The organism is Streptomyces paradoxus, assembly GCF_014202475.1.
In the GTDB taxonomy this organism is placed as follows: Bacteria; Actinomycetota; Actinomycetes; order Streptomycetales; family Streptomycetaceae; genus Streptomyces; species Streptomyces paradoxus.
In genome coordinates, this window is sequence record NZ_JACHGV010000003.1 from 123,426 (window position 1) to 147,501 (window position 24,076).

The 24,076-nt window shown below is 70.9% G+C and carries 22 protein-coding genes; 18 read left to right on the plus strand and 4 right to left on the minus strand.

The window, feature by feature from the left end; genetic code table 11:
• Positions 1-271: 271 nt before the first annotated feature.
• The 5 genes from HNR57_RS10205 (at position 272) to HNR57_RS10225 (ending at position 7,003) form a co-directional block, all read left to right on the plus strand.
• Positions 272-3,262, plus strand: a complete 2,991-nt coding sequence (locus tag HNR57_RS10205) for a BTAD domain-containing putative transcriptional regulator (protein ID WP_184559124.1) — start codon at positions 272-274, stop codon at positions 3,260-3,262.
• Positions 3,259-3,987 carry a prepilin peptidase gene (locus tag HNR57_RS10210; protein WP_184559126.1) on the plus strand — a complete coding sequence of 243 codons (729 nt, stop codon included), beginning with the start codon at positions 3,259-3,261 and terminating at the stop codon, positions 3,985-3,987. Before HNR57_RS10205 ends, HNR57_RS10210 begins: the two co-directional genes overlap by 4 nt.
• Before the next feature lie 65 nt (positions 3,988-4,052).
• Positions 4,053-5,063, plus strand: a complete 1,011-nt coding sequence (locus HNR57_RS10215) for a CPBP family intramembrane glutamic endopeptidase (RefSeq protein ID WP_246554438.1) — start codon at positions 4,053-4,055, stop codon at positions 5,061-5,063.
• A gap of 70 nt (positions 5,064-5,133) precedes the next feature.
• Positions 5,134-6,333, plus strand: coding sequence for a cyclic dehypoxanthinyl futalosine synthase (gene mqnC, locus HNR57_RS10220; protein WP_184559128.1), 1,200 nt, complete (start codon positions 5,134-5,136; stop codon positions 6,331-6,333).
• Positions 6,334-6,340: 7 nt separating this feature from the next.
• Complete coding sequence (locus HNR57_RS10225; RefSeq protein ID WP_184559130.1) at positions 6,341-7,003, plus strand: imidazolonepropionase-like domain-containing protein; 663 nt, start codon at positions 6,341-6,343, stop codon at positions 7,001-7,003.
• Positions 7,004-7,015: 12 nt separating this feature from the next.
• On the opposite strand, the gene HNR57_RS10230 is transcribed toward HNR57_RS10225, so the two are convergent.
• Complete coding sequence (locus HNR57_RS10230; RefSeq protein WP_184559132.1) at positions 7,016-8,059, minus strand: chitinase; 1,044 nt, start codon at positions 8,057-8,059, stop codon at positions 7,016-7,018.
• A 135-nt stretch (positions 8,060-8,194) separates the two neighbouring features.
• On the opposite strand from HNR57_RS10230, the gene HNR57_RS10235 reads away from it, so the two are divergent.
• Complete coding sequence (locus tag HNR57_RS10235; protein WP_184559134.1) at positions 8,195-8,890, plus strand: demethylmenaquinone methyltransferase; 696 nt, start codon at positions 8,195-8,197, stop codon at positions 8,888-8,890.
• On the opposite strand, the gene HNR57_RS10240 is transcribed toward HNR57_RS10235, so the two are convergent.
• Positions 8,877-9,188, minus strand: coding sequence for a PASTA domain-containing protein (locus HNR57_RS10240; protein WP_184559136.1), 312 nt, complete (start codon positions 9,186-9,188; stop codon positions 8,877-8,879). The genes HNR57_RS10235 and HNR57_RS10240 overlap by 14 nt on opposite strands.
• 110 nt (positions 9,189-9,298) lie before the next feature.
• A complete protein-coding gene (locus HNR57_RS10245; protein WP_184559138.1) occupies positions 9,299-9,823 on the minus strand; it encodes a GNAT family N-acetyltransferase in 525 nt (174 codons plus the stop codon).
• 99 nt (positions 9,824-9,922) lie between these two features.
• Here HNR57_RS10245 and HNR57_RS10250 point away from each other — a divergent pair, with 99 nt between their 5' ends.
• Positions 9,923-11,215, plus strand: coding sequence for a geranylgeranyl reductase family protein (locus HNR57_RS10250; RefSeq protein ID WP_184559140.1), 1,293 nt, complete (start codon positions 9,923-9,925; stop codon positions 11,213-11,215).
• Between the two features lie 392 nt (positions 11,216-11,607).
• Here the strand turns inward: HNR57_RS10250 and HNR57_RS10255 are convergent, their stop codons facing one another.
• Entirely contained in the window at positions 11,608-12,441 is an 834-nt protein-coding gene (locus tag HNR57_RS10255) for a C40 family peptidase (RefSeq protein ID WP_184560329.1), read from the minus strand.
• Positions 12,442-13,165: 724 nt separating this feature from the next.
• On the opposite strand from HNR57_RS10255, the gene HNR57_RS10260 reads away from it, so the two are divergent.
• The 11 genes from HNR57_RS10260 to nuoK are packed head-to-tail and all read left to right on the plus strand — an operon-like array spanning position 13,166 to position 24,064.
• Entirely contained in the window at positions 13,166-13,525 is a 360-nt protein-coding gene (locus HNR57_RS10260) for an NADH-quinone oxidoreductase subunit A (RefSeq protein WP_003974383.1), read from the plus strand.
• 13 nt (positions 13,526-13,538) lie between these two features.
• Positions 13,539-14,093 (plus strand): NuoB/complex I 20 kDa subunit family protein, encoded by a 555-nt coding sequence (locus tag HNR57_RS10265; RefSeq protein WP_030610600.1) that lies wholly within the window; start codon positions 13,539-13,541, stop codon positions 14,091-14,093.
• Positions 14,090-14,824 (plus strand): NADH-quinone oxidoreductase subunit C, encoded by a 735-nt coding sequence (locus tag HNR57_RS10270; RefSeq protein WP_184559142.1) that lies wholly within the window; start codon positions 14,090-14,092, stop codon positions 14,822-14,824. The genes HNR57_RS10265 and HNR57_RS10270 overlap by 4 nt, the downstream gene beginning before the upstream one ends.
• Positions 14,821-16,143: an NADH-quinone oxidoreductase subunit D gene (locus tag HNR57_RS10275; protein ID WP_107455991.1), complete on the plus strand. Its 1,323-nt coding sequence runs from the start codon at positions 14,821-14,823 to the stop codon at positions 16,141-16,143. Before HNR57_RS10270 ends, HNR57_RS10275 begins: the two co-directional genes overlap by 4 nt.
• Positions 16,140-17,051 (plus strand): NADH-quinone oxidoreductase subunit NuoE, encoded by a 912-nt coding sequence (gene nuoE / locus HNR57_RS10280; protein WP_184559144.1) that lies wholly within the window; start codon positions 16,140-16,142, stop codon positions 17,049-17,051. The genes HNR57_RS10275 and nuoE overlap by 4 nt, the downstream gene beginning before the upstream one ends.
• Entirely contained in the window at positions 17,051-18,397 is a 1,347-nt protein-coding gene (gene nuoF, locus HNR57_RS10285; protein WP_221342353.1) for an NADH-quinone oxidoreductase subunit NuoF, read from the plus strand. Before nuoE ends, nuoF begins: the two co-directional genes overlap by 1 nt.
• Entirely contained in the window at positions 18,394-20,898 is a 2,505-nt protein-coding gene (locus tag HNR57_RS10290; protein WP_184559147.1) for an NADH-quinone oxidoreductase subunit G, read from the plus strand. The genes nuoF and HNR57_RS10290 overlap by 4 nt, the downstream gene beginning before the upstream one ends.
• Entirely contained in the window at positions 20,895-22,271 is a 1,377-nt protein-coding gene (gene nuoH / locus HNR57_RS10295) for an NADH-quinone oxidoreductase subunit NuoH (protein ID WP_184559149.1), read from the plus strand. The genes HNR57_RS10290 and nuoH overlap by 4 nt, the downstream gene beginning before the upstream one ends.
• On the plus strand, positions 22,264-22,929 hold the full coding sequence (gene nuoI / locus HNR57_RS10300) for an NADH-quinone oxidoreductase subunit NuoI (RefSeq protein WP_184559151.1): 666 nt from the start codon (positions 22,264-22,266) through the stop codon (positions 22,927-22,929). Before nuoH ends, nuoI begins: the two co-directional genes overlap by 8 nt.
• Complete coding sequence (locus HNR57_RS10305; protein ID WP_184559153.1) at positions 22,926-23,768, plus strand: NADH-quinone oxidoreductase subunit J; 843 nt, start codon at positions 22,926-22,928, stop codon at positions 23,766-23,768. The genes nuoI and HNR57_RS10305 overlap by 4 nt, the downstream gene beginning before the upstream one ends.
• Entirely contained in the window at positions 23,765-24,064 is a 300-nt protein-coding gene (gene nuoK / locus HNR57_RS10310) for an NADH-quinone oxidoreductase subunit NuoK (protein ID WP_030234325.1), read from the plus strand. Before HNR57_RS10305 ends, nuoK begins: the two co-directional genes overlap by 4 nt.
• Positions 24,065-24,076 lie beyond the last annotated feature (12 nt).

Sequence of the window (24,076 nt, forward strand, 5' to 3'; positions counted from 1 at the left end):
CAGGGGATGGTTAAGGGGCCTTGATAGGCAGTGGTGGATTGCGTGGGGATCGTGAAGGGCATGCGTGGCACATGCGAAGATGACGTTCCCGGTTGCCCGGCCCCGGAGTGAACTCCCGTGACGTCAGGGGCAAATCGGACTTCGGTGGGGATCCTGCTGTCCGCCCTTCGACGCCCTCCGTAAGAGTCCATAAGATCTCTGTAGGCTCAGCACACCCCTCACCCACAGCTCGGCCTCACCCCACTCCGCACACGACCCCAGGACACCCGCCATGCCGCGACGCCGCACCTCAAGCTCGTCAAGCTCGACGGGAAGTACGACGGGAGCGACGGGAACCACGGCCGCCCCCAGGAACCGGACCCCGCAGCCGGTGAGGATCCGGCGGCGGTCGTTCGGGGACTTCGTCAAGGCGTTCTTCGCCCTCGTCGCCCTGGCCGTGCTGCTCGTGGGCGTGCCGGGAGCGCTGGCCACGCAGATCGGGTGGCCGCTGCCCGACGGGGTGCCGAGTCTGGACTGGCTGCAGCAAGAGATCACCGTCCACACCTTCCTGAACATCCTCACCGTCATCGTGTGGCTGGCGTGGGCGCAGTTCACGGCATGCGTGCTCGTGGAGATGAAGGCCGCGCTGTCGGGTGTCGGCGTGCCGGGGCGGGTGCCCGGCGCCGGGCCGAGCCAGTTGCTCGCACGCCAGCTCGTCGCCGCGCTGCTCCTCGTCGGCGCCACCGCCGCCAGCTTCACGCCCGGGCTGTCGCAGCTCGGGAACGGCTACGACGCCAACCAGAAGCCGACCGTCGCCGCCGCCCAGGCCACCCCGGGCCTCTTCGCCCAGCAGCAGGAGCAGGCCTCCGGCGCCGCGGCCGCGCTCGCCGAGCAGGCCTCGCACGCCGCCGCCCACGCCGACGCCGGCGGCAGCACCGCCCAGCAGGGCGACACGAAGTACTACCGGATCCAGCCGCCCGAGGGGCGTCACCACGACTCCCTGTGGGAGATAGCCCAACGGCACCTCGGTGACGGGCGCCGCTACAAGGAGATCTTCGAGCTCAACAAGGACCGCGTGCAGCCGGACGGGTCCAAGCTCTCCGAGGCCAGTCTCATCCGGCCCGGCTGGATCATGGAGATGCCGGGCGACGCCCGCGGCGGCGAGCTCGTCGAGATGCCCGACGAGGCGCCCAACGTGTCGCCCGACGTACAGCAGCAGATCAGCGACTACGCCCAGACCGGCGACCACGCACAAGGCGCAGGCGGCGCCCAGGGCGGCAGCGGCCATGCCCAAGGCGGCGGCGCCACCCAGGTGTCCGTCCCCGACCAGCAGCGGCCCGCCCACGACGGGACCGGACATCAGCAGGCCACCGCCGTCGGCGCGGAGTCCGACAGCTCCTTCGGTCTCCCTGAAGCCCTCCTCACCGCGCCCCTCCTCGCCGCCGGTCTCCTCGGCGCCCTGGGACGGCGGCGCCGGCAGGCGCTGTGGCAGTCGGCGTTCGGGTCCGTCGGCGGGCGGCGCGGCATGGAGCCGCCCACGCCGACCGGTGACGCGCAGGACGTCCAGGACGCGCTGCTCGTCGGTGCCGACCCCGAGGGCGTACGGATGCTCGACCGGAGCCTGCGCGGGCTCGCCGCCTCCCTCGCCGAGGAGTCGCGCGCGCTGCCGGTCGTGTACGCGGCCTGGCTCAGCAACGGCGACCTGCACCTCCAGCTCGCACAGCCCGCCGGGAAGCCCCCGGCCCCCTGGCAGCAGGGCCAGGACCAGACGTTCTGGATGCTGGCCCGCACCGATGCCGAGCGCTACGAGGACGTCGACACGGCCGCGCCCTACCCGGGCCTGGTCAGCCTCGGCACCATGGACGACTCGCGGCTGCTGCTCAACCTGGAGGCCGTGCCCGGCATCGTCTCGCTCAGCGGCCGGGAGGCCGACCGGGCCGCCGTGTTCGCCTCCGTCGCCGCCGAGCTGGCGACCAACGGCTGGTCCGACCGCATGACCATCACCCTCGTCGGCTTCGGCGAGGACCTCACCGCGCTCGCCCCGAACCGCATCCGGCACCTGGAGGACGTCGAGGCGCTCGTCGAGACGATGGAGGCCGAGACCCGGCAGCGGCGGGGGGCGCTCGGTGCCGCCGGGCACGATTCCGTCCTCACGGGCCGCACCGGGCCCGCGCAGCACACCCGTTGGGCCCCGCACCTGGTTCTGCTCGCCGCCCAGCCGTCCGCCGAGGACGCCGTCAAGCTCGCCGAGCTCGCCGCCGACGCCAGCCGTCTCGGCATCGGCTACCTCGTCGGCACCGAGACCGGCGATCTGCCGGGCGCCGCCTGGGAGATGGAGATCACCGGCCAGGGCAAGCTGCTCGCGCCGCTCCTCGGGCTCGAACTCGACGCGCAGTTGCTGCCGGCCGCCCAGCAGCGGGCCGTGGTCGAGCTGTTCGTCGAGGCCGACCCCGAGCGCGAGAGCGACGGGCCCGCGACCACGCCGCCGTTCCTCGTCGACATCAGCGAGCAGGGCCGGCCGGCCGTGTACGCCCGGCTCGTCGGGCCGTACGAGATCATCGGCCTGGACAACCCGGACGGGGAGCGCAGCGCGCTGCTGCACGAGGCGCTCGCCCTGCTGCTCCTGCACCGCGAGGGCGTGCACCCGCGTGTGCTGTCCTCCGCGCTGTGGCCGCGCGGCGTCACCGACGACGTGCGCGGCGCGCTGCTCGACCGGCTGCACGACTGGCTCGGCGCCGACCCCGACGGCACCCCCCGCCTCACCACCGACGGCTCCGGCCGGCTCACGCTCGCCAAGTCGGTCGTCTCCGACCTGGACGTGCTGCGGTCCCTGTACCACGAGGCCACGCAGGGCAGGGGCGTCGACAGCCGGGCCGTGCGCGGGCGGCTGCTCACCGACGCGCTGGTGCTGGTGCGCGGGCCGCTGCTCGCCGACCGGCCCGAGGGGCGCTACCGGTGGCTCACCCACGAGATCGTGGACGCCCAACTGCCGCTGCTCGTCGCGGACACGGGGCTCGCGCTGTGCGAGTTCCACATGGAGAAGAACCGCGCGGAGAAGGCCATCGAGGCGCTGCAGGCTGCCCTGCGCACCGCTCCGGCCGACGAGCGGCTGTGGCACGAGCTGCTGCGCGCCACCCACGCCACCGGCGACCCGGACCGGCTGACCGCCCTCGCCACCGACCTCATCGGCCGCAGCGGGGCCCGTGGCCTGCCGCCGCGCACCGAGGCACTGCTCGACGAGCTGCTGCCGGCGTGGCGTGACGCGATCGCCGCGGTGGGATGAGCACCGGGCTGCTGGCCCTCGCCGCCGCGCTGTGGGGCGCGGCGGCCGGAGCACTGCTGCCGCGCGCGGCCTACCGGTTCTCGGCGCCGTCGGGGGAGGCGTGGCGGCAGGAGTGCCCCGGCGGGCACACCGTCAAGGGCTGGCTGGGTCGGGCGGCGTGCCCCGAGTGTGCGGAGCCCGCGTACGGGCCGCGTACGACGCCCCTGGTGATCGCCACCGCCCTGGTCTGCGCCGTCCTCGCCGCCGCGACCGGCACCCGCCCCGAGCTCGGGGTCTGGCTGCTGCTCGCCCCGGCCGGGGTGCTGCTCACGGTCGTCGACTTCCGCGTACGGCGCCTGCCCGACCCGCTCACCCTCCCCTTCGCCGGTGCGGCCCTGGTCCTGCTGGGCCTCACCGCCCTCGTCCCCGAACACGCGGGCCACTGGACGACCGCCCTGCTCGGCTCCCTCGCCCTGGGCGGCGGTTACTTCGTCCTGTTCCTCATCAACCCCGCGGGCATGGGCTTCGGCGACGTCAAACTCGCCCTCGGCACGGGCGCCGCCCTCGGCTGGTACGGCTGGCCGACGGTCATGCTCGGCACCTTCGCAGGCTTCCTCCTGGGCGCCCTGTACGGCGCGGCCCTCGTCATCACCCGCCGGGCCACCCGCAAAACAGCCATCCCGTTCGGCCCGTTCCTGATCACGGGGGCGTTCCTGGGGCTTCTGGTGGGCGCGTTCACGGCCTGACACGGGGCGTGGAAACGCGCTGAACTCCTGTGATCCGCGCGACCGGCGCTGTCATGATGCTGATCATGACAAACCCACCCTCTTACCCCACCGGCCCGACCCCGTACCCCACCGGCGCGCCCCCGTACCCCAGCGCCCCCGCCCCCGACGCCACCGGCCACCCCTACCACCGCCTGGACCGCGCCACAGGGCGTCATCGCTGGTGGCGGCCATGGGCCGGCACCCTGTTGCTGGCCGTCGCCTACTTCGCCGCTCTCCTGGTGCTGCTGGCGTTCAGCTTCGGCCTCGGCACGGCGCTCGGCGCCCCCGAACTGCCCGACGGCGGCGCCGACTTGGGGCCGGTCGGGAACACGGCGATGGACCTCGTGTCCATCGCGATAGCCCTGCCCCTGGTGCTGCTGGCCACGCTGTGGCCGGCGAGACGGCCCGTCGGCACCGTCACCTCGGTCACCGGTCGGCTGCGGATCGGCTGGCTCGGGCGGTGTCTGCTGGCCGGGCTGCCGCCCATCCTCCTGCTCACGGTGACGGCCTTCCTCCTGCCGGGTGACTCGGGCGAGTCCGACACGTGGGTGGGCTGGCGCTCCTTCCTCACGGCCCTGGCCGTGCTGGTCGTCCTCGTCCCGCTGCAGGCCGGGGCCGAGGAGTACGTCTTCCGCGGCTGGCTGCTCCAGGCGGCCGGGGCGTTCGTGCGCTCCCCGTGGTTCGCCGTGATCCCGCAGGCCGTGCTGTTCGCCGCGGCCCACGGCTGGGGCACCCGGTGGGGCTTCCTCGGTCTGCTGGTGAACGGCCTGGTGGCGGGACTGCTCACGATCCGCACCGGCGGGCTGGAAGCGGCCATCGCCCTGCACGTCCTGAACAACCTGCTGGCCTTCGGCGCCTCCGCCGCGGTCGTCGACGGGCTGTCGTCGGACGAGACCGCGGCCGACGCGCCCTGGCCGCTGGCCCTCACCGCCATCGTCACCGACCTGCTCTACGCCGCGATCGTGCTGTGGTTCGCCCGGCGCCATAAGCCGCAGCGTCTCTCGGCCCCGAGCACCCCGCCCGCCCCCTGCGCCCATCCCGCCCGCACGGCCTGACGTCCGGCCCGGCGAACCCCTGGCGTACGCTGGGCTGGTCCGTCCACAACCCTTACGAAAGGGACGCCCGGTGACCGAGAAGGCCGACCTTCAGCCCATCCTCGACCGTGCAGCCGCCGGTGGGCGGATCACCCCGGACGAGGCGCTCGTGCTGTACCGGGACGCCCCGCTGCACGCGCTGGGCGCCGCCGCCGACGCCGTACGCCGCCGCCGGTACGCCGGTACCGAGCACATCGCGACGTACATCATCGAGCGCAACATCAACTACACGAACGTGTGCGTCACGGCGTGCAAGTTCTGCGCGTTCTACGCCCCGCCGAAGGCCAAGGACAAGGGCTGGACGCGCGACCTGGACGACATCCTGCGCCGGTGCGCGGAGACCGTCGAGCTGGGCGGCACGCAGATCATGTTCCAGGGCGGGCACCACCCGGACTACGGCGTCGAGTACTACGAGAAGCACTTCGCCGCGATCAAGAAGGAATTCCCGCAGCTGGTCATCCACAGCCTGGGGGCGTCCGAGGTCGAGCACATGGCCCGGATCTCCAAGGTGAGTGTGGAAGAGGCCATCCGGCGCATCCACGCCGCCGGCCTCGACTCCTTCGCCGGTGCCGGTGCCGAGCTGCTGCCCGAGCGGCCCCGCAAGGCCATCGCCCCGCTGAAGGAGTCCGGCGAGCGCTGGCTGGAGATCATGGAGATCGCGCACAACCTGGGTGTGGAATCCACCTCCACCATGCTCATGGGCACCGGCGAGACCAATGCCGAGCGCATCGAGCACCTGCGGATGATCCGCGAGGTCCAGGACCGTACGGGCGGCTTCCGCGCCTTCATCCCGTACACCTACCAGCCCGAGAACAACCACCTGAAGGGCCGCACACAGGCGACGCTCTTCGAGTACCTGCGGATGATCGCCATCGCGCGGCTGTTCATGGACAACATCGCCCACATCCAGGGCTCCTGGCTGACCACGGGCAAGGAGGTCGGGCAGCTCTCCCTGCACTACGGCGCCGACGACCTCGGCTCGATCATGCTGGAGGAGAACGTGGTGTCGTCGGCCGGTGCCAAGCACCGGTCGAACCGGATGGAGATCATCGACCTGATCCGGAAGGCGGGCCGGGTGCCCGCCCAGCGCGCGACCACGTACGAGCACCTCGTCGTCCACGACGACCCCGCGAACGACCCGGTCGACGACCGCGTCGTCTCGCACATCTCCTCCACGGCCATCGAGGGCGGCACGGCTCACCCCGAGCTGAAGCTGCTCGCCCCCAACTGACCCGACCGTGCTGACGATCCACGCCGCACCGCTGGTCCTCCCGGCGGGCGCGGACCCCGTCGTGGACGGCGCCGTCGTGGTGGACGGCGACCGGGTCACGGCCGTGGGGCCCTACGACGAGGTCGCCGAAGACGCGCCCGGTGCGCGGGTGCGGCGCTGGCCCGGTGTGCTCACCCCGGGCCTGCGCCAGTGGCATCCGCTGTGGCTGCTGCGCCACTGCTACCACCCCGACCCGCGCGAAGCCGGCGAGCTGGGCGAACAGCCCCTGTGGGGCGAGCGGCTGGCCGCCCTGGGCGACCTCACCGAGACCCGCTGGTCGGGCAGCGTACGCCGCGGTGTGCAGCGGATGCTGCGCTACGGCACGACGGCGGTCGCCTCGCCCGGCGCCCGCTTCCGCGATCCCCTGGTGGCCACGGCCGTCGTCCGCTCCGGGCTGACCGTCGTGGGGACCACGGGGGCTCCCGGCACGCTGCTGGGCGAGCGGCCCGACCTCGACCCGTTCGCGGAGGGGTACGACCTCGCGGGTACCGTGCACGGGCCGCTGACCGTCGGTGCACGGGCCGACCTGGCCGTGTTCGACGTGCCCGACGAGTCGGCCCTGCGCGAGCGCGGCGCTGTGACCTGCGTGGCGACCGTGCTGGCCGGCCGGCTGGTGTACCGGGCCCGCTGACCCCGGGCCGGCTCAGCCCGCGAAGGCCTTCCCGAACGCCCCCGGCCCCTGTGCCACCCCGCTGCAATCGGGCGCCGCCTTGCGCGACGTGGAGCCGTCCGCGCACTGCCGGTCCCGGGCCGTCGACCACATCGACACCCAGGCGATGCCCTTCTCCTCGGCGAACGCGCGGACCTCGGCGGCGTCCGCGAGCGTGAAGGTCTCTCCGGCGACGTCGTTGACGCCGATCATCGAGGTGAGCGCCATGCCCTGCCAGGCGGCCGGGTCCGAGGTGCCGAAGACCTTCTTCAGCTGGGTGTGCGCGGCCTTCGCGGCCGTGCGGGCGTAGCCGCCCATGTCACCGTCGTACGACGAGCCGTAGTTCATCGTCATGAGGTTGACGGTGGAGACCTGGACGCCGTTGTCGTTGGCGGAGGCGAGGAGCGCCAGGCCGTCCTTGCCGAGGCCCGAGGGCATCACCGGCAGGGTGAACGAGACCTTCAGGCCGGTCCGTTCCTTCTGCAACCGCGCGATCGCCTTCGAACGCAGGGCGATGGAGGCGGAGTCGGAGAGTTCGTCGCCCTCGATGTCGAAGTCGGCGAGGGTGCTGCCGGCCGCGTCGAGGGCCTTGCCGTAGGCCGCCGCCAGTTCCGGGACCGTGTCGCAGTTCGCCGCGAGTTCCGTGCCGGAGGCGCCGCCGAAGGAGACCCGGACCTGGCCGCCGTCCCTCTTGAGCTTCGCGATACGGGCCTTGACGGCCGCGTCGCCGATGGCGTGCCTGCCGTCCCAGCGCGGGACGCAGTCGTCGCCGCCGGCCAGGACGAACGCCAGGTTGTACGTGGCGGGGGAGCCGGCGGCGTCGGTGCCGGCGGCCTCGGTGGCGCTGACGTAGGGGGCGTACGCGGTGCCGGTCCCGGCGGGAGGCGGGGCACCCGCTCCGGCGGAGGACGAGGTGCTGGGACCGGCCGTCACCGTGGGGGCCGCGGGGGCCGCGTCGCCCTGCCCGGAGCATGCGGCGGTGGCGAGGGCGAACAGACAGCCCAGCCCGGCCGCCGCCGGTTTCCGGAAACTCCTCATGACGTGCGCTCCCGTTCTCGTGCGATCTGGGGGTCGGACAGAAAGTACGTTTCCCGGCAGCGAACGTCTCACGGAGGCGGTGGCGCGCAGGCGGCCGCGGCTCCTGCCCGGAGGGGGTGCTGCAAGAATGGGCCCGTGACCCGCGCATCCCTGGACAAGCAGCCGCACGAAGTCGCCTCGATGTTCGACGACGTGGCGGAACGGTACGACCTGACCAACGACGTGCTGTCCCTCGGCCAGGACCGGCGATGGCGCAAGGAGGTCGCCAAGGCGGTCGACGCCCGCCCCGCGCAGAAGGTCCTCGACCTGGCGGCGGGCACGGGAACGTCCTCGCTGCCCTTCGCGCAGACCGGTGCCTACGTCGTTCCCTGCGACTTCTCCCAGGGCATGCTCCAGGTCGGCAAGGAGCGCCGGCCCTGGCTGCCGTACACCGCCGGCGACGCGACGCGGCTCCCCTTCAAGGACGACACCTTCGACGCCGTCACCATCTCGTTCGGGCTGCGCAACGTGCAGGACACCGACGCCGCCCTGCGCGAGATGCTCCGGGTGACCCGGCCCGGCGGGCGGATCGTGATCTGCGAGTTCTCACACCCGACGTGGGCGCCGTTCCGCACGGTCTACACCGAGTACCTGATGCGCGCCCTGCCGCCGGTCGCCCGGGCCGTCTCCTCCAGCCCCGACGCCTACGTATACCTCGCCGAGTCCATCCGCGCCTGGCCCGACCAGCCCGCGCTGGCCGGGCGGCTGGGCAAGGCCGGCTGGTCGCGAGTGGCCTGGCGCAACCTGAGCGGCGGGATCGTCGCCCTGCACCGGGGCTTCAAGGAGAGCTGAGGGTCAGGTTCGGGTCGCCCGGCTCGTCGAGCTCGCGCCGGAGACCGCCCCGGGGCGGTCGCGGGACCCGCGGTTCGTGCACGCCCCCGCCGCCCTCACCGGGACCGAAGTCGAACCACACGTAGACCATCGAGTCCCGCGGCACCTCGGCACCGGGCTGCGGGTACTGGCGTACGACGTAGTCGACGACGGGGGGAGCCGGCCCGGGCCGGTCCGGCGCGGTGAGCAGGAGCCCCTGCGCCCGGGCCGTCTCGCGCGCGTCCACGGCCATCAGGCCGACCAGACGCGGTACGCGCACTTCGGGTGTCTTGCGGGATATGTGCACAGATGTCACCCCCAGCGGTACGGGAAGGGTAACTCCCGCCCCGTACCGACCGGAAGCGACAGATGTCTTTCTGTGACAGTCGACTACGCTGCGTCAGCGCTCTGCAGGTCGAGCCGGTAGCAGTGCCCCGCCCGTTGCGAGGCCGGAGTCGTGAACGTCTCGGCGAGGCGCATCCCGAGGCGCCGCGTCACCGCGATGGACCGGCTGTTGCGGGCGTCGACCATCGCGACGACGCCCGGGACACCGGCCGCCCGCATCCGCTCCAGCGTCTGCCGCGCGGCCGCGGTGACATAGCCCTTGCCCCAGTGCTCCCGGCCCAGCCGCCAGCCGATCTCGATCTCCCCGGCCGGGCCCCAGTCCCGCTCCCACGGCTGGGCGCCGGTGAAGCCGATGACCCGCCCCGCGTCGTCCAGCACGGTCCACAGGCAGAAGCCGAGTTCGGCGTCATGCCGGCGCTGGCGGGCGGTGAGCTCCTCGTAGACCGAGAGCTCCGCGGCCCTGCCGCCCTGGAACTCCATGACGTCCGGGTCGTCGAAGATCCGGTGCCAGACGACCGCGTCCTCGTGGGTGGGGACGCGAAGCCGCACGGCGGGGAGAACTCGATTCACGGAGGCAGCCCTTCAGCCGGGTGATGAATGCTGCTGCATAGACTGCCCATGTCCAGTGCCGGTCGGCACGCAAGATTCCGAACTTGGGGAGATCCCGCCGTGACCGTCGTGACCGAGCCCCTCTCCGAGAACACCGCCGATGTGATCGTCGTGGGCGCGGGGCCGGCCGGCTCCACCACCGCCTACCACCTCGCCAAGGCCGGACTCGACGTCCTCCTGCTGGAGAAGACCGAGTTCCCCCGCGAGAAGGTCTGCGGCGACGGCCTCACCCCGCGTGCCGTCAAACAGCTCGTGGCGATGGGCATCGACATCTCGGAGGAGGCCGGCTGGCTGCGCAACAAGGGCCTGCGCATCATCGGCGGCGGGGTACGGCTCCAGCTCGACTGGCCGGATCTCGCCTCCTTCCCCGACTATGGCCTCGTCCGCAAGCGGGACGACTTCGACGAGCAGCTCGCCCGGCAGGCGCAGAAGGCCGGTGCCCGGCTCTTCGAGCGGTGCAACGTGGGCGCGCCGATCCTCGACGAGCGCACGGGCCGCATCACCGGTGTGCACGCCAAGCTCGGTGAGGAGAAGCGCGAGGTCACCTTCCGCGCGCCGCTCGTCGTGGCCGCCGACGGCAACTCCACCCGGCTGTCCCTGGCGATGGGCCTGCACCGCCGCGAGGACCGTCCGATGGGCGTGGCGGTGCGCACGTACTTCACCAGCCCGCGCCACGAGGACGACTACCTGGAGTCGTGGCTGGAGCTGTGGGACCGACGCGGCACCGAGGACCGCCTCCTGCCGGGCTACGGCTGGATCTTCGGCATGGGCGACGGCACCTCCAACGTCGGTCTGGGCGTGCTCAACACCTCCGACTCCTTCAAGGAGCTGGACTGGCGCGAGGTGCTGAAGGCCTGGTGCGCCTCCATGCCGGAGGACTGGGGCTACACCCCGGACAACATGACCGGCCCGATCCGCGGCGCCGCCCTGCCGATGGCCTTCAACCGCCAGCCGCACTACACCAAGGGCCTGCTGCTCGTCGGTGACGCCGGCGGCCTGGTGAACCCCTTCAACGGCGAGGGCATCGCCTACGCCATGGAGTCCGGCCAGATCGCCGCCGACGTCATCGTCCAGGCCCACGCCCGGCCGACCCCGGCGAGCCGCGAACTGGCCCTCCAGCGCTACCCGCGCGTCCTGAAGGACACCTACGGCGGCTACTACACGCTCGGCCGTGCCTTCGTGAAGCTCATCGGCAATCCCAAGGTGATGCAGATCGCCGCCCAGCGCGGTCTCACGCACCCGATGCTGATGAAGTTCACCCTGAAGCTCCTCGCGAACCTCACCGACCCGACGGGCGGCGACGCGATGGACCGCATCATCAACGGCCTGAGCAGGGTGGCACCCAAGGCCTGAGCCGCGCGGCGGCGCCGGCGGCCTGAGCGGGGCCGGCACCGGGGCGGGCGGAGACGGTGAAGGCCCCTCGCGAGAGCGGGGGGCCTTTCGCATGCTTCACGGGCCGTCGTGCACGAACACCCGCGGACCGGCCCCGGCCTGGTTCGCCTCGCCGTCACCACCACGCCAATCCGGGAAAATTCGGGCGCATGGTGGGGGAGTGGCGGGTGCGCATGGGCCGCCCGCAGCGCCGGGTGGGCCCTGGAAGGGCTCTGAGGGGGCCTGGAGCGGTTCGGGGACGGGTCAAGGGGAATCGGGGCCGGGCGGCTCCGGACAGGCCGGGAGGGCCGTTGCCTCGCGGTGGCAACGGCCCTCGAGCCCGTGTGAGCGGATGGGTCGGACGGCGTGTGACGTCAGAGGACGCGCACCGCGCCCGACGCCGGGTAGCCCGACAGGTCCTGGATGACGACGCCCTTGGACGGGTTGGCCGCGTCGAGGTACTGGCCGTTCCCGATGTAGACACCCACGTGGTACGCGGAACCCTTGCCGCCCCAGTACAGGATGTCGCCGACCTGGACGCTGGACAGCGGGACGTCCGTGCCGGCCATCGACTGGTCCTGCGAGACACGCGGCAGGTCCACACCAACCTGCTTGTACGCGGCCTGCACGAGGGAGGAGCAGTCCCAGGCGTTGGGACCGGTGGCGCCCATGACGTAGGCGTCGCCCACCTGGGCCTTGAGGAACGCGATGACCGTGGCGACGCTGCCGCTGGCGGGCGCCGACACCGACGTGGAGGTGGACGCGGACGCGGAGAGGGTGGCGCGCTCGGTGCTGCGGTTGGCGCGCTCGGCGGCGGCCTTGCGGGCGGCCTCCGCGGCCTTCTTCTTGGCCTCCGCCTTCTTCTTCGCCTCGGCGAGGTCCTTCTTGGCCTCCGTCGCGGCCTTGGCGGCGGCGGCGTCACGCTCGGCGCGCAGTTCGTAGTTCGCGGCGGCCTGCTGGGTGGCGGCCGCGGACTGGGCGACCTGAGCGGACAGGTCGGCCGTCAGGGTGGGCAGTTCGATGGTCTGCGTCACCGGCTCGGCGGCGCTCGCCGAGGCCGACGCACCAGCCGCTGCCATGCTGAGAACGCCACCGGCAACTCCGGCGCGCAGGGCGATCGAAGAGGTCGCGCTGCGGCGGGGCTTCCGGTGGCTGCGTATGTGAGCGGTGTGGGACATGGGAATAACCGGTACCAGGGGCTCCTTCATATCTTCAAGAAACGTGTGCTGCGCCACAGTTACTCAATCGGGCTCCCAAAACCCCCGAACGAGACCCTTTATTGACGCCGTAACGGACATTGCGGACGCACCGTGATCGGCCTGTGATCACGGTGTTTGATCAATACGCCCGAATTGCCCAGCGCCTACCATCGGGTGGGTTGATTGGCCAAGCCCCGTTCTCATGGATCTCTCACCCATGTGACGGGGATCACGGAACGGTTGGCCCGAAGGTCGCGTCCCGGCGTGCGGATCACGGCCGGGTCACGGGCTCGCGAAGATCGTGAACGCGTGCACGCGTCCACACCTCGCCCCACATGCCCTCTGATGTGTGAACGCGCCTCTATCAAGAGATCAAGTCCATCGCCAATTTGCATGCAAGAGAACCCTCTTGATATTGAGACGCCCCCTCCGGCCTGCGCTGACGAGCCAAAATGTCACCTCTCGTGATCACACGGACGCTTCGCGTGTGAAGATCACCGCTCATCCGACTTCATGATCGATCGTCAGGTGGTGGAGATCACAAAGCTTGTGCAATACCCCGTGTCGCAGATCACAGAGCGTCGGGCATAAGATGCACGCGGTTGGGCTTGTGACCTGCTTCACATGTTCCCGATCTTCGCCGGGGCGGGCGGGGTTCGAGGGACCGGTGGGGCGGATGTGAGCCCGATGCAATCCGCCAGCAGTCAGTGCCGACTGAGAGGAGCGAGGAGCGGTGAACGCTTATGCGCCCATCCTCGTACTGGGAGCCCTCGGGGCAGGCTTTGCGATCTTCTCCGTGGTCATGGCCACGTTGATCGGGCCCAAGCGGTACAACCGGGCCAAGCTCGAGGCCTACGAGTGCGGCATCGAGCCGACCCCCACGCCGGCCGGCGGCGGGCGCTTCCCGATCAAGTACTACCTGACGGCGATGCTCTTCATCATCTTCGATATCGAGATCGTCTTCCTCTACCCCTGGGCCGTCACCTTCGACGCCCTGGGGATCTTCGGGCTCGTGGAGATGCTGCTCTTCGTGCTCACCGTCTTCGTCGCGTACGCGTACGTATGGCGGCGCGGCGGCCTGGAATGGGACTGAGGGGCCACACGTCATGGGACTCGAAGAAAAGCTGCCGAGCGGCTTCCTGCTGACCACCGTCGAGCAGGCCGCGGGCTGGGTGCGCAAGGCGTCGGTCTTCCCCGCCACGTTCGGCCTCGCCTGTTGTGCCATCGAGATGATGACCACCGGAGCCGGCCGCTACGACCTGGCGCGCTTCGGCATGGAGGTCTTCCGGGGCTCGCCGCGCCAGGCGGACCTGATGATCGTCGCCGGCCGGGTGAGCCAGAAGATGGCGCCGGTGCTCCGGCAGGTCTACGACCAGATGCCGAACCCCAAGTGGGTGATCTCCATGGGGGTCTGCGCCTCCTCGGGCGGCATGTTCAACAACTACGCCATCGTCCAGGGCGTCGACCACATCGTGCCGGTCGACATCTACCTCCCCGGCTGTCCGCCCCGGCCGGAGATGCTGCTGGACGCGATCCTCAAGCTCCACCAGAAGATCCAGTCCTCCAAGCTCGGCGTGAACGCCGAGGAGGCGGCCCGCGAGGCGGAGGAGGCGGCGCTCAAGGCCCTGCCCACGATCGAGATGAAGGGGCTGCTGCGATGAGCGACGCGAGCGGCGCGAACCCGGAGAAGGACCTCAGCGCGTCGAATCTCCCGGGCCAGCGCGGTGAGGGCGGCGAGGAGATCCGCGTCCAGCGCGGCATGTTCGGCGCGAACAACGGCGGCGACACCTCCGGCTACGGCGGCCTGGTCCGCTCGGTCCGGCTCCCGGGACCGGCGACCCGCCCCTACGGCGGCTGGTTCGACGAGGTCGCCGACGAACTCGAAGGCGCGCTGGAGGAGCAGGGCCTGCTCCCCGACAACGCCATCGAGAAGACGGTCGTCGACCGCGACGAGCTGACCTTCCACATCGAGCGCGAGCACCTCGTCCGCGTCGCCCGCACCCTGCGCGACGACCCGGCCCTGCGCTTCGAGCTGTGCACCGGCGTCAGCGGCGTGCACTACCCGAACGACAAGGGCCGCGAGCTGCACGCCGTCTACCACCTGCGCTCGATCACCCACAACCGGGTGATCCGCCTGGAGGTCAGCGCCCCCGACAGCGACCCGCACATCCCGTCGCTGTTCGCGGTCTACCCGACGAACGACTGGCACGAGCGCGAGACGTACGACTTCTTCGGAATCGTCTTCGACGGCCACCCCGCCCTGACGCGGATCATGATGCCGGACGACTGGCAGGGCTTTCCGCAGCGCAAGGACTACCCCCTCGGCGGCATCCCCGTCGAGTACAAGGGCGCCCAGATCCCGGCTCCGGACCAGCGGAGGTCGTACTCATGAGCACATCGCACGCGTCCCCCCGGGAGACCACGGAAGGCACCGTATACACGGTCACGGGCGGCGACTGGGACGAGGTCGTCGAGTCGGCGGCCCGCGCCGACGACGAGCGCATCGTCGTCAACATGGGCCCGCAGCACCCGTCCACCCACGGCGTGCTCCGCCTGATCCTGGAGATCGAGGGCGAGACCGTCACCGAGGCCCGCTGCGGAATCGGTTACCTGCACACCGGCATCGAGAAGAACCTCGAATACCGGACGTGGACGCAGGGCACCACGTTCGTGACGCGCATGGACTACCTCACGCCGTTCTTCAACGAGACGGCGTACTGCCTCGGCGTCGAGAAGCTCCTCGGCATCGAGGACCAGATCCCGGACCGGGCCTCGATCATCCGCGTGCTCCTGATGGAGCTGAACCGGCTCTCCTCGCACCTGGTGTGCATCGCCACCGGCGGCATGGAGCTGGGCGCGACCACGATCATGATCTACGGCTTTCGTGATCGTGAACTCATTCTCGATATCTACGAGCTGATCACCGGCCTGCGGATGAACCACGCGTACATCCGCCCCGGCGGCCTCGCCCAGGACCTGCCGCCCGGCGCGGTGGACCAGATCCGCGAGTTCGTGAAGAAGATGAAGAAGAACCTCCCGGAGTACGACAAGCTCGCCACCGGGAACCCCATCTTCAAGGCCCGCATGCAGGACGTCGGCTACCTCGACCTGGCCGGCTGCATGGCCCTCGGCGCGACGGGCCCGATCCTGCGCTCCACCGGCCTGCCGCACGACCTGCGCAAGGCCCAGCCGTACTGCGGCTACGAGACCTACGACTTCGAGATCCCGACCGCCGACACCTGCGACTCCTACGGCCGCTTCCTCATCCGGCTGGAGGAGATGCGCCAGTCCCTCCGGATCGTCGAACAGTGCCTGGACCGGCTCCAGCCCGGCCCGGTCATGGTCGCCGACAAGAAGATCGCCTGGCCCGCGCAGCTCGCCCTGGGCCCCGACGGCCTCGGCAACTCCCTCGATCACATCAAGAAGATCATGGGCACCTCCATGGAGGCCCTGATCCACCACTTCAAGCTGGTCACCGAGGGCTTCCGCGTCCCGCCCGGGCAGGCGTACGCGGCGGTCGAGTCGCCCAAGGGCGAACTCGGGGTGCACGTCGTCTCCGACGGCGGCACCCGCCCCTACCGGGTCCACTTCCGCGACCCGTCCTTCACCAACCTGCAGGCCATGGCGGCGATGTGCGAGGGCGGCCAGGTCGCCGACGTCATCGTCGCGGTGGCGTCCATCGACCCCGTGATGGGAGGCGTCGACCGGTGACCACATCGTCTTCCGAGCGGGGCGTCAGCCTGGGCATGCCCGAACTGCCCGCACCCGCCTACCCGGACGACGTCCGGGCCCGTCTGGAGACCGACGCGCGCGAGGTCATCGCCCGCTACCCGGACTCCCGGTCCGCCCTGCTGCCGCTGCTGCACCTCGTGCAGGCGGAGGAAGGGCACGTGACCCGCACCGGCATGCGGTTCTGCGCGGACGTCCTCGGCCTGACCACGGCCGAGGTCACCGCGGTCGCCACCTTCTACACCATGTACCGCCGCCGCCCGAGCGGCGACTACCAGGTGGGGGTGTGCACCAACACCCTGTGCGCCGTGATGGGCGGGGACGCGATCTTCGAGGAGCTCCAGGAGCACCTCGGCGTCGGCAACGGCGAGACCACCGGCGACGGCAAGGTCACCCTGGAGCACATCGAGTGCAACGCGGCCTGCGACTTCGCGCCGGTCGTGATGGTCAACTGGGAGTTCTTCGACAACCAGACCCCGGCCAGCGCCAAGAGCCTCGTCGACGACCTGCGCGCGGGACGGCCGGTCACGCCCACCCGCGGGGCGCGCATGTGCACCTTCAAGGAGACCGCCCGGGTCCTGGCCGGCTTCCCCGACGAGCGGGAGGGGGCCGTGGAGTCCGGGGGAAGCGCGGGACCCGCCTCCCTGGTCGGCCTGAAGCTCGCCAAGGGCGAGGCGTCCTCCGCGCGCGTGGTGCATCCGCGCGGCGAGGCCGCCCGCACCGGGGCGCCGCACGAGCCGTCACCGACGGAGCACCTGAGCTCGCACGACGCGCCGCAGGACACATCGGCCTCCGACCCCTCCCACCCGTCGCCCCCCACCACCTCTGATGGAGGGGCTCCGCCCCGCCCCGCTGATTCGGCCGGGCCCACCGCCGAGGAGGGGGAGTGATGACCTTGGCACCCGAGCTGAAAGACACGAGCCCCGAGAAGCTGCTCGCACCGGTGCTGTCGGCCTTCTGGGACGAGGACAGGTCCTGGACGCTGGACGTCTACCGGCGGCACGACGGGTACGAAGGGCTGCGCAAGGCGCTCGCCATGACGCCGGACGACCTGATCGCCTACGTCAAGGACTCCGGTCTGCGCGGACGCGGCGGCGCGGGATTCCCCACCGGGATGAAGTGGCAGTTCATTCCCCAGGGGGACGGCAAGCCGCACTATCTTGTTGTCAACGCCGACGAGTCGGAGCCGGGGACGTGCAAGGACATCCCGCTCCTCTTCGCGAACCCGCACAGCCTCATCGAGGGCATGATCATCGCGTGTTACGCGATCAGGTCGTCACACGCCTTCATCTATCTGCGGGGTGAAGTCGTCCCGGTGCTGCGGCGGTTGCACTCGGCCGTGCGCGAGGCGTACGAGGCCGGCTTCCTCGGCGAGAACATCCTGGACAGCGGACTCGACCTCGACATCACCGTGCACGCGGGCGCGGGCGCGTACATCTGCGGTGAGGAGACCGCACTGCTCGACTCGCTCGAAGGCCGCCGGGGCCAGCCGCGGCTTCGTCCCCCCTTCCCTGCCGTCGCGGGCCTCTATGCGTGCCCGACTGTGGTGAACAACGTCGAATCGATCGCGTCGGTTCCCGCGATCCTGCAGCGGGGCAAGGAATGGTTCCGGTCGATGGGGAGTGAGAAGTCGCCCGGCTTCACGCTCTACTCCCTCAGCGGCCATGTCGCCAGCCCCGGCCAGTACGAGGCGCCGCTCGGGATCACGCTCCGCCAGCTCCTCGACATGAGCGGCGGGATGCGCCCCGGGCACCGCCTGAAGTTCTGGACGCCGGGCGGCTCCTCGACCCCGATGTTCACCGACGAGCACCTCGACGTCCCCCTTGATTACGAAGGAGTGGGCGCCGCGGGTTCCATGCTCGGCACCAAAGCCCTCCAGTGCTTCGACGAGACGACCTGCGTGGTCCGTGCCGTCACCCGCTGGACGGAGTTCTACGCCCACGAGTCCTGCGGCAAGTGCACGCCCTGCCGCGAAGGGACCTACTGGCTGGTGCAGTTGCTGCGCGACATCGAGGCCGGCAAGGGACAGATGTCCGACCTCGACAAGCTGAACGACATCGCCGACAACATCAACGGCAAGTCCTTCTGCGCCCTCGGCGACGGCGCCGCCTCGCCGATCTTCTCCTCGCTCAAGTACTTCCGCGAGGAGTACGAGCAGCACATCACGGGCCGGGGCTGCCCCTTCGACCCGGCCAAGTCGACGGCCTGGGCCGACCGCACGGAGGTGAACGCATGACCGTGACCACCAGCTCTCCCTCCGGCGGGGGAGAAGCGGCGGTCCCGCCGGAGGACCTCGTGTCGCTGACGATCGACGGCGCCGAGATCAGCGTGCCCAAGGGCACCCTGGTCATCCGGGCCGCCGAACAGCTCGGCATCGAGATCCCCCGGTTCTGCGACCACCCCCTCCTGGACCCGGCCGGCGCCTGCCGCCAGTGCATCGTCGAGGTCGAGGGCCAGCGCAAGCCGATGGCGTCCTGCACCATCACCTGCACCGACGGCATGGTGGTCAAGACCCACCTCACCTCCCCGGTCGCCGAGAAGGCCCAGAAGGGTGTGATGGAGCTCCTGCTCATCAACCACCCGCTGGACTGCCCGGTCTGCGACAAGGGCGGTGAGTGCCCGCTGCAGAACCAGGCCATGTCGCACGGCGACGCCGACTCCCGCTTCGAGGGCCGCAAGCGGACCTACGAGAAGCCCGTACCGATCTCCACGCAGGTGCTGCTCGACCGCGAACGGTGCGTGCTGTGCGCCCGCTGCACCCGGTTCTCCAACCAGGTCGCGGGCGACCCGATGATCGAGCTGATCGAGCGGGGCGCGCTCCAGCAGGTGGGCACCGGCGAGGGCGACCCGTTCGAGTCGTACTTCTCCGGCAACACCATCCAGATCTGCCCGGTCGGCGCGCTGACCTCGGCGGCGTACCGATTCCGCTCCCGCCCCTTCGACCTGGTCTCCTCCCCGTCGGTGTGCGAGCACTGCTCCGGCGGCTGCGCCACGCGCACCGACCACCGGCGCGGCAAGGTCATGCGGCGGCTCGCGGCGAACGACCCCGACGTCAACGAGGAGTGGATCTGCGACAAGGGGCGGTTCGCCTTCCGGTACGCGCAGCAGCGCGACCGGCTTCAGACGCCGCTGGTGCGCAACGCCGAGGGCGAGCTGGAGCCCGCCTCCTGGCCCGAGGCGCTCCAGATCGCGGCCCAGGGGCTGCTGGCCTCCCGGGGCCGCACCGGCGTCCTGACCGGCGGCCGCCTCACCGTCGAGGACGCCTACGCGTACAGCAAGTTCGCGCGCGTGGCCCTCGACACCAACGACATCGACTTCCGCGCGCGGGTGCACAGCAGCGAGGAGGCCGACTTCCTGGCCGCGCAGATCGCCGGGCGCGGCCGGGACCTCGACGGCACGGGCGTCACGTACACCGCGCTGGAGAAGGCACCGGCCGTCCTGCTGGTCGGGTTCGAGGCGGAGGAGGAGGCGCCCGGCGTCTTCCTGCGACTGCGCAAGGCCTGGCGCCGGCACGGGCAGAGGGTCTACTCCCTGGCCACGCACGCCACCCGCGGTCTGGAGAAGGCGGGCGGCACGCTGCTGCCGGCCGCTCCCGGCACCGAGACCGAGTGGCTGGACGCGCTCGCGAGCGGCGCCGGCCTGGAGGACGACGGCGCGCTCGCCGCCGAGGCGCTGCGCGCCGAGGGCGCGGTGATCGTCGTCGGCGAGCGGCTGGCCGCCGTGGCCGGCGGGCTCACCGCCGCCGCACGCACGGCCTCCGCGACCGGCGCCCGGCTGGTGTGGATCCCGCGCCGGGCCGGGGAACGCGGTGCGATCGAGGCGGGCGCGCTGCCGTCGCTGCTGCCGGGCGGACGCCCGGCCACCGACCCGCGCGCGCGGGACGAGGTCGCCGCCGTCTGGGGCGTCGCCGGTCTCCCGCACCGCTACGGCCGTGACACCGGCCAGATCGTGGAGGCCGCGGCGACCGGAGAGCTCCAGGCCCTGCTGGTGGCGGGCGTGGAGGTCGCCGATCTGCCCGACCCGGCACGCGCGCGTGCGGCGCTGGACGAGGTGGGCTTCCTGGTCTCGCTGGAACTGCGGCCGAGCGAGATCAGCCGCAAGGCCGATGTCGTCCTGCCCGTGGCCGCGGTAGCCGAGAAAGCCGGCACCTTCCTCAACTGGGAAGGCCGCATCCGCTTCTTCGAGGCCGCGCTCAAGCCGGACCAGATGACCCGCAGCTCGGCGCCCACCGACGCGCGCGTGCTGCAGATGCTGGCCGATGCCATGGACGTCCACCTCGGACTGCCCGATCTGCGCACGGTGCGCGGCGAGATCGACCGGCTCGGCGCCTGGGACGGCCCGCGGGCGGGCGAACCCCTGGAGACCGCGGCTGCGCTGCCGCGGCCGGCCGCCGGGGAAGCCGTCCTCGCGGGGCACCGGCTGCTGCTCGACCAGGGCGTCCTCCAGCAGGGCGACGAGGCACTCGCCGGAACCCGGCACGCCGCACGCGCGCGGGTGTCGGCCCCGACGGCCGCCGAGGCGGGCGTCAAGGACGGCGATCTGCTCGCCGTGACCGGCCCGCAGGGGGTCGTGGAACTCCCGCTCCAGATCAGTGACATGCCCGACCGGGTGGTGTGGCTGCCGCTCAACTCCACCGGCGGCGGCGTCGCCTCCGACACCGGGGCGCGGCCCGGCTCCCTCGTCCGCATCGGCCCGGCGACGCTCGTCGGCGAGGCCCCCAAGGAGGTGGAGGCATGAGCCCGTACCTCGCCGCTGAAGACCTCTCGATGTTCGGCACCGACCCCTGGTGGCTGGTCGTCATCAAGGCGGTGTTCTGCTTCGCCTTCCTGATGGTGACCGTGCTGGTCTCCATCGTCATGGAGCGCAAGGTCGTCGCCTGGATGCAGCTGCGCATCGGCCCCAACCGGCACGGCCCGTGGGGCATGCTCCAGTCGCTCGCCGACGGCATCAAGCTGATGCTCAAGGAAGACGTCATCGTCAAACGCGCGGACAAGGTCGTCTACGTCCTCGCGCCGGTCGTCGCGGCGATCCCGGCCTTCATGGCGATCGCGGTGATCCCCTTCGGCCCGGCCGGCAACGAGATCTCGATCTTCGGCCAGCGCACCACGATGCAGCTCACCGACCTGCCGATCGCGATGCTCTACATCCTCGCGGTCGCCTCGGTCGGCATCTACGGCATCGTGCTGGCGGGCTGGAGCTCCGGTTCGACGTACCCGCTGCTGGGCGGCCTGCGCTCGTGCGCCCAGATGATCTCCTACGAGATCGCGATGGGCGCCGCCTTCGCCTCCGTCTTCCTGTACTCGGGGTCGATGTCGACGTCGACGATCGTCGAGCAGCAGGCCGACCGCTGGTACATCGTGCTGCTGCCGGTCTCCTTCATCATCTACATCGTCACGATGGTCGGCGAGACCAACCGCGCCCCCTTCGACATGCCGGAGTCCGAGGGTGACCTGGTCGGCGGCTTCAACACCGAGTACTCGTCGATCAAGTTCGCGATGTTCATGCTCGCCGAGTACGTCAACATGGTGACCGTCTCGGCCGTCGCCACCACGCTGTTCCTCGGCGGCTGGCGGGCCCCCTGGCCCATCAGCACCTTCTGGGAGGGCGCCAACCACGGCTGGTGGCCGCTGCTGTGGTTCACGGTCAAGGTCCAGCTGCTGCTGTTCATGTTCATCTGGATCCGCGGCACCCTCCCGCGCGTCCGCTACGACCAGCTGATGAAGCTCGGCTGGAAGGTCCTCATCCCGGTCTCGCTGGTGTGGCTGATGCTCGTCGCCAGCGTCCGGGCCTTCAGGAACGAGGGCTACGACTTCGCCGACATCGCCCTCTACGTGGGCGGCGGCGTGCTCGCCCTGCTGCTGCTCTCCTTCGTCGCCGACATGTTCCGCGAGAAGGCCAAGAAGGCCGAACAGCCGGCCGAGACCCCGGCCGCCTTCGACCCGATGGCGGGCGGATTCCCCGTACCGCCGCTGCCCGGACAGGAACTACCGCCGGTCCCGCGCCGCCGCTCGCGCCGTGAGCGGGAGCTGATTGTCAGTGGTGGGCCGGATACTCAGGGTGACGAAACTCTGGGCGGATCTACGGATGGAAAGGAGGCGTCCGATGGCTGAGGAACTCGAGCGTTCGAAGGCCGAGGAACCCAAGGACACCAAGCCCGGTTTCCAGAACCCCGTGGCCGGCTTCGGCGTGACCTTCAAGGCCATGTTCAAGAAGCGGCTGACCGAGCAGTACCCGGAGCAGCAGAAGACCACGGCTCCGCGCTTCCACGGACGGCACCAGCTCAACCGCCATCCGGACGGCCTGGAGAAGTGCGTCGGCTGTGAACTGTGCGCCTGGGCCTGCCCCGCCGACGCCATCTACGTGGAGGGCGCGGACAACACCGACGAGGAGCGCTACTCGCCGGGCGAGCGGTACGGCCGCGTCTACCAGATCAACTACGCCCGCTGCATCCTGTGCGGCCTGTGCATCGAGGCCTGCCCCACCCGGGCGCTCACGATGACCAACGAGTTCGAGCTGGCCGACTCCAGCCGGGCCAACCTCATCTACACCAAGGAGCAGTTGCTCGCCGGTCTCGAGGAGGGCATGGTCGACTCGCCCCACGCCATCTACCCCGGCACGGACGAACAGGACTACTACCGGGGCCTGGTGACGGAGGCGGCGCCCGGCACCGAGCAGCAAGTCGCCCACTCCAAGGGCGAGGTCGTCCAGGAGGCCGACTCGACCTTCGGCGGGACGGAACCGGCCTCGGGGAAGGTGGCCGGCCGATGACCACCCAGCTCGCCGCCTACTCCACCTCCACCGCAGAGGCCGTCCAGTTCTGGATCCTCGGCACCGTCGCGGTGATCGGCGCCCTGGGCACCATCCTCATGAAGAGGGCCGTGCACAGCGCGCTCTGCCTCGCCGGGACCATGATCATCCTGGCGGTGTTCTACCTCGCCAACGGCGCCTACTTCCTGGGCGTCGTCCAGATCATCGTATACACCGGCGCGATCATGATGCTGTTCCTGTTCGTGGTGATGCTCGTCGGTGTCACGGCGGCGGACTCCCTGAAGGAGACCATCAAGGGCCAGCGCTGGCTGGCCGCGCTGTGCGGGCTCGGCTTCGGCGTCCTGCTGTTCGCCGGGATCGGCAACGCGTCCCTGACGGAGTTCAACGGCATCGGCCAGGCGAACGCCGGCGGCAACGTGGAGGGCCTCGCCGCCCTCCTCTTCACCAAGTACGTCTTCGCGTTCGAGATCACCGGCGCCCTGCTCATCACGGCCGCCGTCGGCGCCATGGTGCTCACCCACCGCGAGCGCACCGAGCGGGCCAAGACGCAGCGGGAGCTCGCCGAGCAGCGCGTGCGCGAGGGCAAGCAGCTGCCGCCGCTGCCGGCGCCCGGTGTGTACGCCCGGCACAACGCGGTCGACATCGCGGGACTGCTGCCCGACGGCACCCCGTCCGACCTCACCGTCAGCAAGACCCTGCGCGAGCGCGGCCAGATCCGCGACGTGTCGCAGGAGGCGCTCAACGACCTCAAGGCCCTGGAGCAGCGGTCCGAGGAGCGTCTTGAGCGCAGGGCGGTCGGGCCGGCGAAGTTCCAGCGGTCCGAGGAGGCGTCGAAGTGAACCCCGTCAACTACCTGTACCTCGCGGCCCTGTTGTTCACGATCGGCGCCATCGGCGTGCTGATCAGGCGCAACGCGATCGTCGTGTTCATGTGCATCGAGCTCATGCTCAACGCCTGCAACCTCGCGTTCGTCGCCTTCTCCCGGATGCACGGCAACCTCGACGGCCAGATCATCGCCTTCTTCACGATGGTCGTCGCCGCCGCCGAGGTCGTGGTCGGGCTCGCGATCATCGTGTCCCTGTTCCGTGCCCGCCACTCGGCCTCGGTCGACGACGCCAGCCTGATGAAGCTGTAAGGGGTCGGAAGA

Bases quoted from the DNA above. Each gene is read 5' to 3' on its own strand.
- HNR57_RS10305 (WP_184559153.1), top strand. From the start codon at position 22,926: ATGACCACCCAGCTCGCCGCCTACTCCACCTCCACCGCAGAGGCCGTC.
- HNR57_RS10270 (WP_184559142.1), top strand. From the start codon at position 14,090: ATGAGCGACGCGAGCGGCGCGAACCCGGAGAAGGACCTCAGCGCGTCG.
- nuoF (WP_221342353.1), top strand. From the start codon at position 17,051: ATGACCTTGGCACCCGAGCTGAAAGACACGAGCCCCGAGAAGCTGCTC.
- HNR57_RS10290 (WP_184559147.1), top strand. From the start codon at position 18,394: ATGACCGTGACCACCAGCTCTCCCTCCGGCGGGGGAGAAGCGGCGGTC.
- HNR57_RS10210 (WP_184559126.1), top strand. From the start codon at position 3,259: ATGAGCACCGGGCTGCTGGCCCTCGCCGCCGCGCTGTGGGGCGCGGCG.
- HNR57_RS10230 (WP_184559132.1), bottom strand. From the start codon at position 8,059: ATGAGGAGTTTCCGGAAACCGGCGGCGGCCGGGCTGGGCTGTCTGTTC.
- HNR57_RS10275 (WP_107455991.1), top strand. From the start codon at position 14,821: ATGAGCACATCGCACGCGTCCCCCCGGGAGACCACGGAAGGCACCGTA.
- HNR57_RS10265 (WP_030610600.1), top strand. From the start codon at position 13,539: ATGGGACTCGAAGAAAAGCTGCCGAGCGGCTTCCTGCTGACCACCGTC.
- HNR57_RS10205 (WP_184559124.1), top strand. From the start codon at position 272: ATGCCGCGACGCCGCACCTCAAGCTCGTCAAGCTCGACGGGAAGTACG.
- HNR57_RS10215 (WP_246554438.1), top strand. From the start codon at position 4,053: ATGACAAACCCACCCTCTTACCCCACCGGCCCGACCCCGTACCCCACC.
- nuoH (WP_184559149.1), top strand. From the start codon at position 20,895: ATGAGCCCGTACCTCGCCGCTGAAGACCTCTCGATGTTCGGCACCGAC.
- nuoI (WP_184559151.1), top strand. From the start codon at position 22,264: ATGGCTGAGGAACTCGAGCGTTCGAAGGCCGAGGAACCCAAGGACACC.
- HNR57_RS10255 (WP_184560329.1), bottom strand. From the start codon at position 12,441: ATGAAGGAGCCCCTGGTACCGGTTATTCCCATGTCCCACACCGCTCAC.